This window comes from Herbidospora yilanensis, assembly GCF_001570565.1.
Taxonomy (GTDB): Bacteria; Actinomycetota; Actinomycetes; order Streptosporangiales; family Streptosporangiaceae; genus Herbidospora; species Herbidospora yilanensis.
This window is the reverse complement of record NZ_BBXE01000025.1, coordinates 1-15,158: the sequence shown is the minus strand read 5'-3', so window position 1 is coordinate 15,158 and position 15,158 is coordinate 1. Positions and strand designations below refer to the sequence as shown.

Here is a 15,158-nt window from a genome sequence, read left to right as displayed (position 1 = left end):
GGATGTTACGGCCGCGCGTGCACGTAGCCCGGCCAGGAGCCGTAACCCGTGATGTCCCGGGCGCCGGCGACCGCGTGGGACTCGCAGAGGAACCCGGTGACGAGGCTCCCGTCGTCGAGCTCGACCGAGCCGAGCCCGAGCGGCGGCGCGATCTTCGTGAGCAGCTCGCCCAGTTCGGCCGTGCCGAGGTGGAACAGCTCCACCTCGATGGACGCGCCGTCCGGCGTCCGGACCATGCCGGGCCGGTCGCCGAGGTCGTAGAGCCGGTAGGCCGCGGCCGTCCGGGCGAGGCCCCCCGGCGTCGCGCCGAGCGCCACGAGTTCGGGATGCAGCGGATGGCCGGTCCGGTGCGCCCCCACCACGGCCAGCGGCGTCCCGTTCTTCCTGATCCGGTACGGGGTGGCTCCCGCCAGCCCCGTGTGGAACCGTTCGGCGGCGTCCGCGAGCGGACCGTCGGCGCCTGCGGGGGCCAGCAGGGTGACGCCGTGCGGTCTGCCCGCGGACGTGAAGCCGGCCGGGACGGCGATCCCGGCCAGATCGAGGAGGTTGGCGAAGGTCGTGTAGGTGCCCAGGACGGAGTTGCGGCCGATGGGATCCTCGGCCATCTCGGTGAGGGTGAACGTCCGCGGGACGGTCGGGACGGCGATGGCGTCGACCTCCGCCCAGGTCCGGCGGGTTTCGGCCATGAGCTCCCTGAGCCGATGGAGGCCCCGGAAGGCGTCCGCGCCGGTGACGCCCGCCCCCGTGCCGAGGACCTTCGCGGTGACCGGGTGCAGCGAATCGGGGTGGGCCTCGGCGAACGGCCCCAGCACACTCCACCGCTCGGCCACCCACGGCCCCTCGTAGAGCAGGCGCCCGGCCGCCAGGAAGGGTTCGACGTCGATGTCGACGAGCTCGTAACCGAGGCCGCCGAGCCGGGTCAGCACCTCGGTCCAGGCCGCGTCGCCCCGGACGACGCCGATCCTCCTGATCGGCTTCTCGCCCGGGGGCAGCTCGCGGGACCAGGGGTCGTCCCGCTCGTACCCCTGGATGATCTCCAGCACGATCCGGGCGTCGTGGACGTTCAGTGAGAAGACGCTCGGGCAGTCGAGCGACGCGCACGCCGGGACCACGCCGAGGGTGCTGACCAGCCCCTTAGACGGTTTCAGCCCGACGGTCCCGGTCATCACCGCCGGCACCCGCCCCGACCCCGCGGTGTCGGTGCCGATCGAGAAGCTCACCAGCCCCGCGCTCACCGCCACCGCCGACCCCGACGACGATCCCCCCGAGATCAGCCCCTTGACCAGCGGCGACTCCACCGACCCGTAGGGGCTGCGCGACCCGGAGAGCCCGGTGGCGAACTGGTCGAGGTTGTTCTTGCCGATCAGGATCGCGCCCGCGCCGATCAGCCGGTCGACGAGCGGGGCCGACCGGCCGGGCCGGTAGGCGTAGTCGGGACAGGCGACGGTCGTGGGCAGACCGGCGACGTCGATGTTGTCCTTGACGGAGAAGGGGATGCCATAGAGGGGCAGACCGGGATCTTCGGGCAGCTCGGCGAGGATCTCCTCCTCGGGCCGGAGAGTGATCCACACGCCGTCGTCGCCCCTGGCCTTGATCCTGCGGTAGACCTCGGCGACGACCTCACGGGGATGCAGCCCTTTCCGGTACGCCGCCCGCAACGCCGCAATCTGCAGATCCACGAACCCTCCATCGCGTCGATTGTCGACAAAATATCTCCCGATGGATCCGGTGCCTACCGTCACGTGTTAATTCCAGGTAGCGATACACAGGCGTGCCGAAGCTCGGGCGGATCCTGCTTCCGGCGGCGGGCGTGTTCCTGCTGCCGGTCGTCATCAACTACGCGACCAGCGACGTCGCGCCGCACGTCACCTGGCCCCTGGCCGTGGTGCTCGCGGCGATCGTGGCGGGCCGTGAATACCTGGCGCAGCGGAAGACGCTGGTCGTGGGCCACGTCCGGACGGAACATCGTGAACGCGCCGCCGCCAACGTCCGGCGTCACCTCCGCGAGCGCCTCGACCAGTCGCTGACCAGGATCGCCCGCGCCCGCCTGGACCTCGACACGGTCCCCGACGCCGTCGCCGCGCCGCCGCATTCGTGGCACGTGAGCCGGGGCGACGACCCCTGGCAGCCGTCGGCGACCACGACGCCCCTCGACGTCTACGACCACCTCGACGGGTCGATGCTGATCCTGGGCGCACCCGGGGCGGGCAAGACCACGATGATCCTCGAACTCGCCGAAGCCCTTCTGGACCGGCCGGACGCGCCACTGCCGATCGTGGTCGAACTATCGGACTGGGCCCGGCCCCGCCGTGTCCTCCTCCGCCGCGTTCCCCCCGACGACCTGCGGAAATGGCTGTTCAAGCGGATCGAGAAGCTCTACGGCATCGGCGACGGCATCGCCGGCTCCTGGTTGGCCGAGGGCCGGATCGCCCTGCTGATCGACGGATTCGACGAGGTCCCCGTCGAACACCGCGACCGCTGCGTGGCGGAGGTCAACGCCCTCTACGAGTCCTGCCCGCAGCTCTCCCTCGTGATCGGCAGCCGCGCCGACGAGTACCGTGAACTGCCGCGGGCCCGGCGGTTCCGGCTCAGGGGCGCCGTGTCCATCCGCCCGCTCACCTCCACGCAGGTGGTCGGATACCTCGCCGAGGGCGGCCCCCGCCTCCGGCCGGCGCGGTACGCCGTCACGAAGGACCCCGGCCTGCTCGAACTGATCACCGCCCCGTTCTGGTTGTTCGTGCTGATCGTGGCCGTCGCCGAAGCCCCCCGGGGCGCCCCCGGCTGGAGCCGGGACGACCTGCTGGCCTCCTACGTGCGGCAGGTGTTCCGCGGCGGACGGCGACCGCTGCACCGCTTCCGTGAGGCGCAGGTGCTCAGGTGGGTCCCGCAACTCGCCCGGGTCGAACTCGCGCTGAACACCCGCACTCTGCCCGGCCGCCACCCCGGCCTCGGGTCGTTCGCCTGGTGGTGGGCGCTGCCCGCCACGCTGCGATCCGGTCTCGGGGCCGACGGGGTGGCGACCGCCATGGCCGTCTGGTCGGCGACGGCCACCGCCGTCCTCGTGGTGGCCGAGGGGGTCGGCTGGGGGTCGGCGGCGGCGGTGGTGGCCGTGTTCTGGCTGACCGCCGGCACATGGATGCTGGGCAAGCGGCCTCCCGCGCCGCTGCCCGCCTCGGTCCGGCTGCGGTGCGGGTTGTGCGGCGCGCTGCTCGGCCTGGCCGGAGCCGCCGTCATCGCAGGCCTGGCCTGGGCCGGGACCCTCGCCGCGCCGTGGCCGGCGCGGACCGCGGGGATCTGCCTGCTGCTGGGCACCGTGCTGATGCTCATCATGCGGCTCGGTGGGGCGCTCCGCCGGACGGCGACCTGGAGCCCGTTCTTCGCCGCCCTGCTGACCGCCCACTTCGCCTGGTCGGGCACGGCGATCGTGCCCGTCTTCGTGGGGATCGCGCTCGGGATCTGCATTGCGCTGCTGCTGGTGACGACCGACGCGACCGCCCAGGAGCCGAACTTCACCGGCTTCGGCGCGGGCCTGCCGCCGCTGCTGGCCGGAGCGGCCGCCGGTCTCGTGGCCGGCCTCCTGTGGGGGCCGGGCGGGGGCGGCTCGTTCATGACGCCGACCACCCTGCTGTTGTCGGTCATGGGGGCCTCGTTCGTGGCGGCGCTGCCCGTGACGGCCGTCGGCGGCCTGGGCGCCTGGGTGTTCCTGGTGCTCTTCGGCCTGCTCCCGGTCCGCCATCGGCGTTTCATGGCGCACGCGGCCGACCTCGGGCTGCTCCGGCGCGACGGAAGGGGATACCGGTTCCCCCACCTGATCCTGACGGAGTATCTGGCTAGGGAAGCCGGGCCGCCGCCCGGGCGAAGCTCTCCAGCGTGAGGTCCCAGAACCGCGGCACGTCGATCGACCGGGCCACGTTCGCGTTGGGCAGGCGGCCGCGCAGGTTGAAGTCGATCACCGTCATGCCCGACGTGAACCGGCCCGCCGTCTCCACGTCGACCACGCCGGGCGTGAACTCGAACAGGGTCGGGTCGGCCACGAAGGCGACGGCCAGCGCGTCGTGGACCGCCGGGCCGTCGTGGGCCGTCGTCATGCCGTAGAACTCCAGGCTGGGGATCAGCAACTCGCTCCCGAGGCGTCCCAGGCCCCGCATCCGATCGAGGATCGGCCCGGCGGCCAAGGCCGTCAGGCTGACGTCGAGGCCGATCTGGTTGACCGTCCAGCCGGCCCCGAAGACGATCGCCGCCGCCTCGGGGTCGGCCGCGATGTTGAACTCCGCCGCCGGGGTGCGGTTGCCCCGGGTGTACGACCCGCCCAGGATCGTGAAGTCACGTGCCCACTCCATGATCCGGGGCTCCTTGCGCACCGCCAGGGCGATGTTCGTGAGGGGGCCGACGGCGACCAGGGAGATCTCGCCGGGAGAGGCCGCGAGGGTGTCGGCGATGAAGTCGGCGGCGTGCCCGTCGCCCGGCTTCAGCCGGGGTTCCGGCAGCACCGCCGCGCCCAGCCCGCCGAACCCGTGGACCTCGGCCGCGTCGATCCGGCTCGCCACGAGCGCCCCGGGGGAGCCGGCGACCACGGGCACCGAGGGGAATCCCAGGAACTCCCGCAGCTTGAGCGCGTTGAGCGTCGTCATCTCCAGGGAGACGTTCCCGCCGACCGTGGTGATCCCGACGAGGTCGAGCGCCGGGGAGCCGTGGGCGAGGGTGATCGCCAGGGCGTCGTCGATCCCGGGGTCGCAGTCAATGAGGATCTTCTTTGGTGCGGGCACGCCTCAGAGCGTAACCCGCTGGCGAATCTTGAGGGCGCTGTCGATCTGCCGATGCATGATCCGCGCCCGTTCGAACTCACCGCGCTCCGCGCTCGCCTCGGCGAGATTTCGGACGACGCCGAGCACGGCCCCCGCGACTTCCCGCAACTGCGTTTCCCTGGCCCAGTGCGCGCTCATCGGATCGAGGCCCAGCACGTCGAGCATCGCCCTTACCTCGGCGCATTTCCGCGCCGCCCTGAGAACGTCGCCGGAATCGAGCGCCGCGTTCCCCTCATTGACGGCCGCGTGAATCAGCGAAACCGCCTGAGGGAGATTCAGGTCGTGGTCCATCGCCTCTCTGAACTGCGGCGGAAGCTCGCCCGGCGTTTCCACGGCCACGCGGTGAACAAAACGTTCGATCCGCCGGTACGCCACCGCGCTCTCCTCCACCGCGCCCACCGAGAATTCCATCGGCGACCGATAGTGGGCGGCGGCCAGATAGAACCGCAGTTCCACCGGGCGTATCCGCCGGAGTAACGTGTGCACCGCGAGTGGGTTCTTCGCCGTCTTGCGAATCTTCTCGCCCCGGTGGGTGACCGGTCCGTTGTGCAGCCAGAATCGCGCGAAACCGTCGCCGGCGGCGCGCGACTGGGCGATCTCGTTCTCGTGGTGCGGGAAGATGAGATTTGCTCCGCCGCCGTGGATGTCGAATTCGGCGCCCAGATATTTGCGCGCCATCGCGGAACATTCGAGATGCCATCCGGGCCGGCCGTCCCCCCATGGCGCGTGCCAGACGGGTTCCCCCGGTCGGCCTCTTTTCCACAACGCGAAATCGCGGGGGTCGCGTTTGCCGTGGCCGGGTTCCTCGCCGCCGCGCATCTGGCTCGGGCGCTGCCCGGAGAGTTCGCCGTAGCCGGGGAAGGAGGAGATCGAGAAATACACGTCGCCGTCGGACGTGTAGGCGTTGCCGGAGGCGAGGAGCTGCTCGATCAGCTCCACCATCTCGGGGATGTGGCCGGTCGCCCGCGGCTCCACGCTGGGCGGAAGGCAACCGAGGGCCTCGTAGGTGCTCTCGAACGACCGGTAGACCGGGTCGGTGATCCGCCACCAGTGCACGCCCTCGGAAAGCGAGCGGCTGATGATTTTGTCTTCGATGTCGGTGACGTTCCGGCAGAAGAGAACGCGATATCCGGAATATGTCAGCCAGCGGTGCAGAATATCGAAGTTCACTTGCGAGCGTATTTGCCCGACATGCGGCGGGACGACGACGGTGGGACCGCAGAGATAAATGGATGCGATTCCCGGAATTCGGGGGGAGAAATCGCGGACCGACCGGCTGAAAGTATCGTATAGGCGAAGTCCCACCTAGCCGAGGGTAAGCCAGAAATCCGCGTCCTGTCGATAGAAACGGGCAGACGTGCGGTGCACATCATGAATGCCACATTGTGAGACAGGTCAAACGGGTTGACAGGGTAATGAACCACGCGTCATGGCTAAGGGATCGGCTATGGACAAATCGGTCGGGTGGAGGTACGGCCCGCGCCCCGGTGGGTGGGCGTGGGCGGCCGGCGACAGCTGGTCCGGTTCGGCTTGTGGGCCGCGCCCCTCTCTTTGACGAGAGACAGGGCGCGGGTGCCGCCTGACAGTCGGCCGCCGGAGGCGCGGGCCATACCGGCTGGGGGTGTCCGAAACTATCGGCGGATCACGTGCAGAACCGAGGCGATGCGCTCGGCGGCGGTCACGACGTCGGAGGCGTGCCCGATGCGGCCGGCCCAGGAGAGCCAGTACCACCACTCTCCGTCGTTGGCGTTGGACGCCAGCACGTCCTCCGCCATGGCGGGAGCCATCGGGTTCACCACTCGAAGCCGGGGGTAGAGGCCGGCCGGCGCCGACAGGCGTACCTGGAACGAGTGCGCCTCAAGTTGGGCGGCGAGCCGTTCGAGGTGGTCCATCGCCTCGCTGCGATCTGCCTTCATCGCCATGGTGGTCTCCAGGGGACGTTGCGACCTTTCTCCGGAAAGGGTGAACCTGGGATGACTGCCCGGCAATCGGGCGTACTAGCCGAATACGTGCAATAACCAGGGAACTCGCTGGTATTCAGTGGAACACCCACGGTTCCGGGGACACGAACGCATAACAGGCCTGGTGGTTGGGTGCAGGCCGATTAACGTAGTGGTAACACCCGTAATCGCTGTCCTGGCTGGTCCACGGCAAACTAGGACACGCAGGACGGAAGCAGCGGAAGGGCAGGCGGGATGGCCCGAGGAGAGCACTCTCCGGCATGTGCTCGTCGCTGGCGCGAGCAGGCCGAGGCACGGCAGTGGTCGATGTGGCAGACGGTTCAGGCGATCCACGGCTGCTGCGGTGTCAGCATGCTGAAGGCGCACCGGCTCGGCCGGGGATGGTCCGCGCGCCAGGCGATCGAGGAACTCGAATACCTCTGTGAGCAGCAGTCGCTGGGCCTGCCCAGGGCCAGCATCGACCTGCTCAACGCATGGGAGAACAACCGGGCGCGGCCGCGCCCCCAGACGATCGACCTGCTGGCCCGGCTCTACAAGGCCAACGCCGTGCGCCTCGGCCTCGCCGCCGACTACTGCGACGACCCCGGCGTGAGCCAGAAGGTCGTGGTCGTGGCCAACGGGTCCTCCGAAGACGCCGTCCACGTCGAAGACCTGGCCGACGACGACACCGACCGGCGGGCGCTGTTCCACCAGGCGATGTTGATGGGCACCCCCAACGGCAGGTTCTTCGCCGAGGTCGAGGGCACCCGGCACGATTTGGACCGATCCCTGGCCACCACGACCGTCACCGAAGACCAGCTCGACCGGCTCGACGAGCAGGTGCTGCGCTACCGGCGCGAATACATGACCACCCCGCCCACGCCCATGTTGTGCCGGGTGATGCTGGAGCTGGCCGACGTACGCAAACTGACCGGCGCCCGGCAGCCCGCCGGCGTGCAGCGCCGCCTCCTGACGGCCACCACGATGCTGGCCCTGCTGTCGGCCGACGCCCTCATGAAACTCGGCGACACCCGCCAGGCCCACGCCTGGTACGGCACCGCCCGCACCTCCGCCGACGACGTCGGCGACCTGCGGTTACGCGCCCTGGTCAGGGCCAACCAGACGATGTTGCCCTATTACTACGGCGACCTCACCGAGACCGTCCGGCTGGCCCGCGAGGCCCGCATGCTGGCCGGTTCGGCCCCCAGTTCCCCGGCGGCCCTCGCCGCCGCCGCCGAGGCGCGGGCGCTGGCCCGGATGGGCGACCGCAAGGCCGCCCGCATCGCGCTCGCCGAGGCGGAGCAGATCTTCGCCCGCATGCGCGGCATGAGCCAGGACGACCTCGCCTTCGTCTTCACCGAGAAGCGCATGAGCTTCTACCGCACCGGCACCCTGATCGAGCTCGGCGACGACTCCCAGCTCCAGAACCTGGAGATGGACTCGGGGTTCCAGACGATCGACCCCGCGCTGATCCTGCTCGACCAGGCCACCCACCTGGCCCGCCACGGCGACTACGAGGAGGCCTGCCGCCTCGCCGCCCAGGCGCTCAGCCAGGTCCCGGCCGAGCACCGCACCTCGATCGTCATCACCCGGGCGAAGGCGCTGCTTAACGAGGCCGATCCGCGGCTCCCCGCCGTCCGCAACCTGAACCAGGTCCTGTCGGAGTCGTCCCTCCGGCTGGCCATATGAGCGCCTCACACGTGACGATCACGCACCTCGCCCGCGCCACGACCGCCCGCCCGCTCGCCGACGAGGCGTTCACGGTCCTGCGCGCGGTCTGCGACCGCATCGGGGTCGACGCCGGCGGCGCCAGGCTGATGCGGCTGCGCAGCAACGCCGTCTTCAAGCTCCGGGGCGACATGGTGGTCCGGATCGCCACCGCCCCCGACGCCCTCACCCGGCTCCCCGCCGTGCTGGCGGTGGCCCGCTGGCTGGCCGACCGGGGGTTCCCCACGGTCCGGCCGGTCGACGAGATCCCCCACCAGCCCATCGTCCACGGCGGCCGGGCGGTCACCTTCTGGCGCTACGTCCGCTCCAACGGCTCCCCGACCACCACCGAGCTCGGCCACGTGCTGCGCGACCTCCACCGCGAACCGGTGCCGACGTCGATCCCGCTCCGGCGGCTCACCGACCCGCTGGCCGAGGTCCGGCACGCGGTGGAGCACCGGGCCGAGGTGCTCACCACCTACCAGCGCCGCTGGCTCGGCGACCGGATCGAGGAACTGACCGATCGCTGGCACACCCTCGACTCGGGCCCGCCGGTCCTGCTCCACGGCGACGCCTGGATCGACAACCTGCTCCGCTGCCGCGACGGCAATGCGATTCTTTGCGATTGGGACGGCGTGGCCGTAGGCCCCCGTGAGTGGGATCTCGTCCACACCTACCACGGCCAGCGCAGGTTCGGCCTCTCGGCCGGCGACGTCGACGCCTTCGCCCACGCCTACGGCTCTGACCTGCGAGATTGGCCCGGCTATGCGACCCTGATGGAGATCAGGGACATGTACGCCGTCGGCATCCACATCCGCAACGCCCTCGGCGACCCGTTCTCCCGGCAGGAACTTCCGCGCCGTCTCGACTCGCTGACCAGAGGTGATGGCCACGCGAGGTGGTACATGGCTGCCCCCGCGCTCGGGGTGCGCTAGGCTTGACGTGTTGCAGTGGTGTTTTGTAAAGAACGCCTCCGGCCGCACGGCCGGTAGCGGGCGTACTGCTTTTCCGACGTAGGCGGATGCAGGGCTGGTCCGCTAAGCAGCCCGTCCCGTTGACCTGACGGGACGGTGAGGCTCCGCATAAGGAGAAGCAGTTGTCTGAAGGCACCGTCAAGTGGTTCAACGCCGAAAAGGGCTTTGGTTTCATCGCCCCCGACGACGGCACCCCTGACGTGTTCGTGCACTACTCGGCGATCAACAGCGGTGGCTACCGCAGCCTGGACGAGAACCAGCGCGTCAGCTTCCAGACCGTGCAGGGCCAGAAGGGTCCGCAGGCCGAGAACGTGACGCCGATCTAAGTTCCATCCAGCATCAACCAGAAGCCGACCGATTGCCTCGTGCAACGGTCGGCTTTCTCGTGCCGCAAATGGGTAGGGGCGCTGCCCATGCGGCTGACCCAGACCTCCGAACTGTGGTGGAAGAACGCCATCGTCTACTGCCTCGACATCGAGACCTTCGCCGACGGGAACGGCGACGGGATCGGTGACTTCCGGGGCGCCGTCCAGCATCTCGATCATCTCGACCGGCTCGGCGTGACCTGCATCTGGCTCATGCCGTTCTTCCCGACCCCCGACCGCGACGACGGATACGACATCGTCGACTTCTACAGCGTCGACCCCCGCCTCGGCACCCTGGGCGACTTCGTCGAGTTCATGCGGGTGGCCCGGGACCGGGGCATCCGGGTGATCGCCGACCTGGTCGTGAACCACACCTCCGACCAGCACCCCTGGTTCCAGGACGCCCGCTCCTCCCGGGACTCCAAGCACCGCGACTGGTACATCTGGTCGGACAAGCCCGAGCCCGACGACCCCGAGGGGGTCGTGTTCCCCGACCAGGAGGACAGCCTCTGGCAGTGGGACGCCCAGACCGAGCAGTACTACTTCCATCGTTTCTACAAGTTCCAGCCCGACCTCAACACCTCGAATCCCGAGGTGCGGGACGAGATCGCCCGCATCCTGGGATTCTGGATGGAGCTGGGCCTGTCGGGCTTCCGCGTCGACGCGGTGCCGTTCCTGGTCGAACGGGTGCTCGAACAGGACGACGCGCTGCCCGACCCCCACGAGTTCTTCGCCGACCTGCGGGCGTTCATGAACCGCCGCGACGGGACGGCGATGCTGCTGGGGGAGGTGAACCTGCCGTACAAGGACCTGATGGCCTATTTCGGCGACACCCCGCTCGGCAATGAGATCACGATGTGCTTCGACTTCATCGGCATGCAGCGGATGTACCTGTCGCTGGCCCGGGAGGACGCCCGTCCGCTCGCAGAGGCCCTGCGGGAGCGTCCCGCGCCGCCGAAGGACAGCCAGTGGGCCTCGTTCGTGCGCAACCACGACGAACTGACCCTCGACAAGCTGACCGACGCCGAGCGGGAGGAGGTCTTCGCCGCCTTCGCGCCCGACGAGGACATGCGGATCTACGACCGCGGCATCCGGCGGCGCCTGCCGACCATGCTCGACGGCGACCAGCGCCGCATCCGGATGGTCTACAGCCTCCTGTTCGCGCTGCCCGGCACCCCCGTGCTCTTCTACGGCGAGGAGATCGGGATGGGGGAGAACCTCGCGATCGAGGGCCGCCAGTCGGTCCGGACCCCGATGCAGTGGACGTCCGGCCGCCACGGCGGCTTCAGCGCGGTCGAACCGGCGATCCCGATGCCCGGCGGCGACTACGGCCCCGACGAGATCAGCGTCGGCGCCCAGCGGCGCGATCCGGAGTCGCTGCTGTCGTGGATCGGGCGGCTCGTCGAGCAGTACCGCGAGGCCCCCGAACTGGCGTGGGGCGGCTACGAGGTGCTCGACGGAGGAGACGACGCCCTCTTAGTGATCAGGAACGAAGGGATCGTGACCCTGCACAACTTCGCCGGACGGACGGCGAAGGCGACCCTGACCCTCGGCGAGGAGGGGAAGGTCCTGGCCGACCTGTTCTCCGACGACACGGTGGAGATCAGGGACGGGCGGGCTCTGGTGGAGGTCGAGGACTACGGTTGCCGCTGGTTCCGCGTCTCCGACCCGGACACCGCGCCCTAGACCGGCTACGCGTGGCGGGCGGCCATGATCCGGGTGCGCAGCGCGTCGAGGAAGACGCCGCGGGTCTCCGAGAAGGTGCTGGTCGGCGTATCCGTCGACCAGCACCAGGCTATGGGCGATCTTGTTTCAGCAGGTTCTTCAGCGCGTCCTCGATGCCCCGGTGGAAGGTCGGATAGGCGTAGATCATCGACCGCAGGGTCGGCACCGGCACCCGGGCGTGCACCGCCACCGCGAGCGCCCCCATCACCTCGCCGCCCGCCGGGCCGACCGCCGTCGCGCCGACCAGGACGTCGCCCGAGGCCACCAGTTTGATCAGGATGTCTTTGGTCCCGTGGATCCAGTCGCGCGCCCCGGCCGTGGTGATCCCGGTCGACACGGACAGGCCCTCGTCGCGGGCCTGTCTCTCGGTCAGGCCGACCGCGCCGACCTCCGGGTCGGTGTAGGTCACGCGGGGGACGGCGCGGTAGTCGGCACCGGCGACCTCCTCGCCCAGGATGTCGAGCGCGGCGATCCGCCCCTGGTAGTTGGCCACGTGGGTGAACCCTCCGCGGCCGGTCACGTCGCCGGCCGCCCAGACCCCGTCGGTCACCCGCATGCGGGGGTCGGTCGGGACGAACCGGGCGGTCTCGTCGACCCCGATGACCGACAGGCCGGTCAGGTCGGTCTTCCGGCCGGCCACCACGAGGAGGCGGTCCGCCTCGATCACCTCGTCGCCGACCGTCACCGCGAACCGGCCGTCGTAGGCCACCCGGGAGGCGGAGACGCCGGTGAGCACGCGGATGCCCTCGTCGCGGAAGACCTTCGCGATCAGCCTCCCGGCCTCGGGTTCCTCGCCCGGCAACAACGTGGGGGCGGCCTCCAGGAGCGTGATCCCGGTGCCGAAGCGGGCGAAGACCTGGGCCAGTTCGAGGCCGACCGCCCCGCCGCCCAGCACGATCATCGACTCGGGCACGCTCTCCGTCGCGACGGCCTCGTGATTGGTCCAATAGGGCGTTCCGGCCAGTCCGTCGATGTCCGGGATCGCCGGCCGGGTCCCCGTGGAGATCAGCAGGCCGCGCCGGGCACGCAGCACCCGGTCTCCCACGGTCACCTCGCGGGGGCCGGTGACGACGCCGTGGCCGCGTACGAGATGACCACCCTTCTTCTCGAAGCGGTCGGCGGCGGCCTGGTCGTTCCAGTCGTCGGTGGCCTCGGCGCGGATGCGTCGGGCCACGGGTGTCCAGTCGGGGGAGACGGTCGCGTCGCCGGCCAGGCCGGCGACGCGCCGGGCCTCACCCAGGACGTGGGCGGCCCGGATCATCATCTTCGACGGTACGCAGCCCCAATAAGGACATTCGCCGCCGACCAGGTCCGCCTCGACCGCGGCCACACTCAGCCCGGCCTCGACGAGCCGACCGGCGGCGTCCTCGCCACCCGGGCCCATGCCGAGCACGATCACGTCGAATTCATCCATGCCCGGCTACCTGCCCATGCGGCGTCAGATCAGGCCGAGCTCCTTGACCGCGTCGCGCTCCTCCTGGAGCTCCTTGACCGAGGCGTCGATCTTGCCGCGGGAGAAGTCGTCGATGTCCAGGCCCTGGACGATCTCCCACTGACCGTTCCGCGAGACCACCGGGAACGAGGAGATGATGCCCTCGGGCACGCCGTAGGAGCCGTCGGAGACGATCGCGGCGGAGGTCCAGTCGCCCTCGGGCGTGCCGTTGACCCACGAGTGGACGTGGTCGATCGCGGCGTTGGCGGCCGACGCGGCGCTGGACGCGCCCCGGGCCTCGATGATCGCGGCGCCGCGCTTGGCGACCGTGGGGATGAAGGTGTCCTTCAGCCAGTCCTGGTCGACCAGCTCAGCGGCGATCTTGCCGCCGACTTCGGCGTGGTAGAGGTCGGGGTACTGCGTCGCGGAGTGGTTGCCCCAGATCGTCATCTTCTTGATGTCGGTGACCGGGACGCCCAGCTTCGACGAGAGCTGCGAAAGGGCGCGGTTGTGGTCGAGCCGGGTCATGGCGGTGAACCGGTCGGCCGGGACGTCGGGGGCGTGCCGCTGGGCGATCAGCGCGTTGGTGTTGGCGGGGTTGCCCACGACCAGGACGCGTACGTCGTCGGCCGCGTGGTCGTTGATCGCCTGACCCTGCGGGCCGAAGATGCCGCCGTTGGCCGACAGCAGGTCGCCGCGCTCCATGCCCGCCGTGCGGGGACGGGCGCCGACCAGCAGCGCGACGTTGGTCCCGTTGAACGCGTAGTTCGGGTCGTCTGTGATGTCGATGCCCTTGAGCAGCGGGAAGGCGCAGTCGTCGAGCTCCATCGCGGTGCCCTCGGCCGCCTTCAGCGCCGGAGTGATCTCCAGCAGGCTGAGCTGGACGGGCACGTCCGGCCCGAGCAGGTGCCCCGAGGCGATGCGGAAGAGCAGGGCGTAACCGATCTGGCCGGCCGCGCCGGTGACGGTCACTTTGACGGTCATGACGATTCCCCTTCGGGCGGTGTACGTGTCCTGCGGATGCTACTCGCCAGTCGAGGCCCACTTATGCTCAGGCCACGGGTTTGCGGCAATTCCTGGAGATGTGGCCGGGACCCGGCGCCCGGCGGTGTGGCCGTCTCTGGCTCGGAAATCGGGCAAACGTGGCGATAGAGCTGAAACTTTCAAGTTACAAACGGGGTTTTCGGCCGGTGACCGGGCGACGTGTGCGCTGGTCGCCGCCGGTGCTGGTGTTTCGGGGCGCGGGAGAGGGAGGCTGGGGGCGAACGGTCTTCCTGTACGGCACGGGACCGCGCACCTAAGGTCCGTGGGAGCGCTCCCAGCGCGCAGTGAATCATCGCAGGAGGACCCCCTCAATGAGATCCACCCCCCGATCCGGAGCCGCGCGCTCCCGACTGCGCCGTGGCCTCGCCGCGTTCGCGGTGGCCGCGCTCGGATCCACCATGGCCGTCGTCACGGCAACGTCCGCGCAGGCCGCGGTGACGTGTGACGTGACGTACACCACCAACGACTGGACCACCAGCCCCGGCCAGGGAGGCTTCACCGCCAACCTGACGGTCCGCAACACCGGCGACGCGCTTTCGAGCTGGAACCTCGGTTTCACGTTCCCGAACTCGGGCCAGCGCGTGAGCCAGGGCTGGTCGGCGAACTGGACGCAGAGCGGCTCGAACGTGACCGCGGCGAGCATGCCGTGGAACGGGAGCCTGGCGTCCGGCGCCACCCTGAGCCTGGGCTTCAACGGCACGTGGAGCGGCAGCAACCCCAAGCCGACGTCCTTCACCGTGAACGGCGTGACCTGCGGCGGCGTCAACCCGTCTCCGTCGCCCTCGCCTTCGCCGTCCCCCAGCCCCTCACCGTCGCCTTCGCCCAGCCCGTCGCCTTCCCCCTCTCCCTCCCCTTCCCCGTCTCCGTCTCCGTCCCCGTCTCCTTCGCCTTCACCCTCGCCCAGCCCGTCGCCGTCGCCCTCGCCGCCCGGACCCCGGGTGGACAACCCCTACGACGGCGCGACCGGTTATGTGAACCCCGACTGGTCGGCCAGCGCCGCGTCCGAGCCGGGTGGTTCGGCCGTCGCGAACACCTCCACGGCCATCTGGCTGGACCGGATCGCCGCCATCAGCAGTGGTTCGGCCGGTAACAACAGCAAGGGTCTGCGTGACCACCTGGATCTGGCCGTTCAGCAGGACGCCGCCAACGGCTCCGCGCCGGTGGTG

At 70.0% G+C, this 15,158-nt stretch carries 12 protein-coding genes; 6 read left to right on the top strand and 6 right to left on the bottom strand.

What is annotated here, in order from left to right:
* Positions 1 to 5 precede the first annotated feature (5 nt).
* Positions 6 to 1,679, bottom strand: coding sequence for an allophanate hydrolase (gene atzF, locus AW273_RS19555; protein WP_063910027.1), 1,674 nt, complete (start codon positions 1,677 to 1,679; stop codon positions 6 to 8).
* Between the two features lie 92 nt (positions 1,680 to 1,771).
* Between atzF and AW273_RS19550 the strand changes: the two genes are divergently transcribed.
* Positions 1,772 to 3,874, top strand: a complete 2,103-nt coding sequence (locus AW273_RS19550; RefSeq protein ID WP_062349814.1) for an NACHT domain-containing protein — start codon at positions 1,772 to 1,774, stop codon at positions 3,872 to 3,874.
* On the opposite strand, the gene AW273_RS19545 is transcribed toward AW273_RS19550, so the two are convergent.
* The 3 genes from AW273_RS19545 to AW273_RS19535 all read right to left on the bottom strand — a co-directional run bounded on the left by AW273_RS19545 (position 3,831) and on the right by AW273_RS19535 (position 6,721).
* A complete protein-coding gene (locus AW273_RS19545; RefSeq protein ID WP_062349813.1) occupies positions 3,831 to 4,766 on the bottom strand; it encodes a nucleoside hydrolase in 936 nt (311 codons plus the stop codon). The genes AW273_RS19550 and AW273_RS19545 overlap by 44 nt on opposite strands.
* A 3-nt stretch (positions 4,767 to 4,769) precedes the next feature.
* Positions 4,770 to 6,110, bottom strand: a complete 1,341-nt coding sequence (gene cysS / locus AW273_RS19540) for a cysteine--tRNA ligase (protein WP_062349811.1) — start codon at positions 6,108 to 6,110, stop codon at positions 4,770 to 4,772.
* 326 nt (positions 6,111 to 6,436) lie between these two features.
* Positions 6,437 to 6,721 carry a hypothetical protein gene (locus AW273_RS19535; RefSeq protein WP_030455892.1) on the bottom strand — a complete coding sequence of 95 codons (285 nt, stop codon included), beginning with the start codon at positions 6,719 to 6,721 and terminating at the stop codon, positions 6,437 to 6,439.
* A 396-nt stretch (positions 6,722 to 7,117) separates the two neighbouring features.
* On the opposite strand from AW273_RS19535, the gene AW273_RS19530 reads away from it, so the two are divergent.
* The 4 genes from AW273_RS19530 (at position 7,118) to AW273_RS19515 (ending at position 11,477) form a co-directional block, all read left to right on the top strand.
* Positions 7,118 to 8,434 carry an NsdA family TPR-like regulatory protein gene (locus AW273_RS19530; protein ID WP_232327506.1) on the top strand — a complete coding sequence of 439 codons (1,317 nt, stop codon included), beginning with the start codon at positions 7,118 to 7,120 and terminating at the stop codon, positions 8,432 to 8,434.
* An 11-nt stretch (positions 8,435 to 8,445) separates the two neighbouring features.
* Positions 8,446 to 9,387 carry an aminoglycoside phosphotransferase family protein gene (locus AW273_RS19525; RefSeq protein ID WP_232327505.1) on the top strand — a complete coding sequence of 314 codons (942 nt, stop codon included), beginning with the start codon at positions 8,446 to 8,448 and terminating at the stop codon, positions 9,385 to 9,387.
* Between the two features lie 161 nt (positions 9,388 to 9,548).
* Positions 9,549 to 9,752, top strand: coding sequence for a cold-shock protein (locus AW273_RS19520; RefSeq protein WP_030455889.1), 204 nt, complete (start codon positions 9,549 to 9,551; stop codon positions 9,750 to 9,752).
* Between the two features lie 87 nt (positions 9,753 to 9,839).
* Positions 9,840 to 11,477: an alpha-amylase family protein gene (locus AW273_RS19515; RefSeq protein WP_062349808.1), complete on the top strand. Its 1,638-nt coding sequence runs from the start codon at positions 9,840 to 9,842 to the stop codon at positions 11,475 to 11,477.
* A gap of 109 nt (positions 11,478 to 11,586) precedes the next feature.
* Here AW273_RS19515 and AW273_RS19510 read toward each other — a convergent pair whose 3' ends face one another.
* Together AW273_RS19510 and AW273_RS19505 are read right to left on the bottom strand one after the other, a co-directional pair.
* Positions 11,587 to 12,930, bottom strand: a complete 1,344-nt coding sequence (locus AW273_RS19510; RefSeq protein WP_062349806.1) for a dihydrolipoyl dehydrogenase family protein — start codon at positions 12,928 to 12,930, stop codon at positions 11,587 to 11,589.
* A 24-nt stretch (positions 12,931 to 12,954) separates the two neighbouring features.
* On the bottom strand, positions 12,955 to 13,932 hold the full coding sequence (locus tag AW273_RS19505) for a malate dehydrogenase (RefSeq protein WP_062349804.1): 978 nt from the start codon (positions 13,930 to 13,932) through the stop codon (positions 12,955 to 12,957).
* A gap of 371 nt (positions 13,933 to 14,303) precedes the next feature.
* On the opposite strand from AW273_RS19505, the gene AW273_RS36375 reads away from it, so the two are divergent.
* A partial coding sequence (locus tag AW273_RS36375) for a cellulose binding domain-containing protein (RefSeq protein ID WP_198168241.1) occupies positions 14,304 to 15,158 on the top strand: 855 nt, incomplete at its 3' end.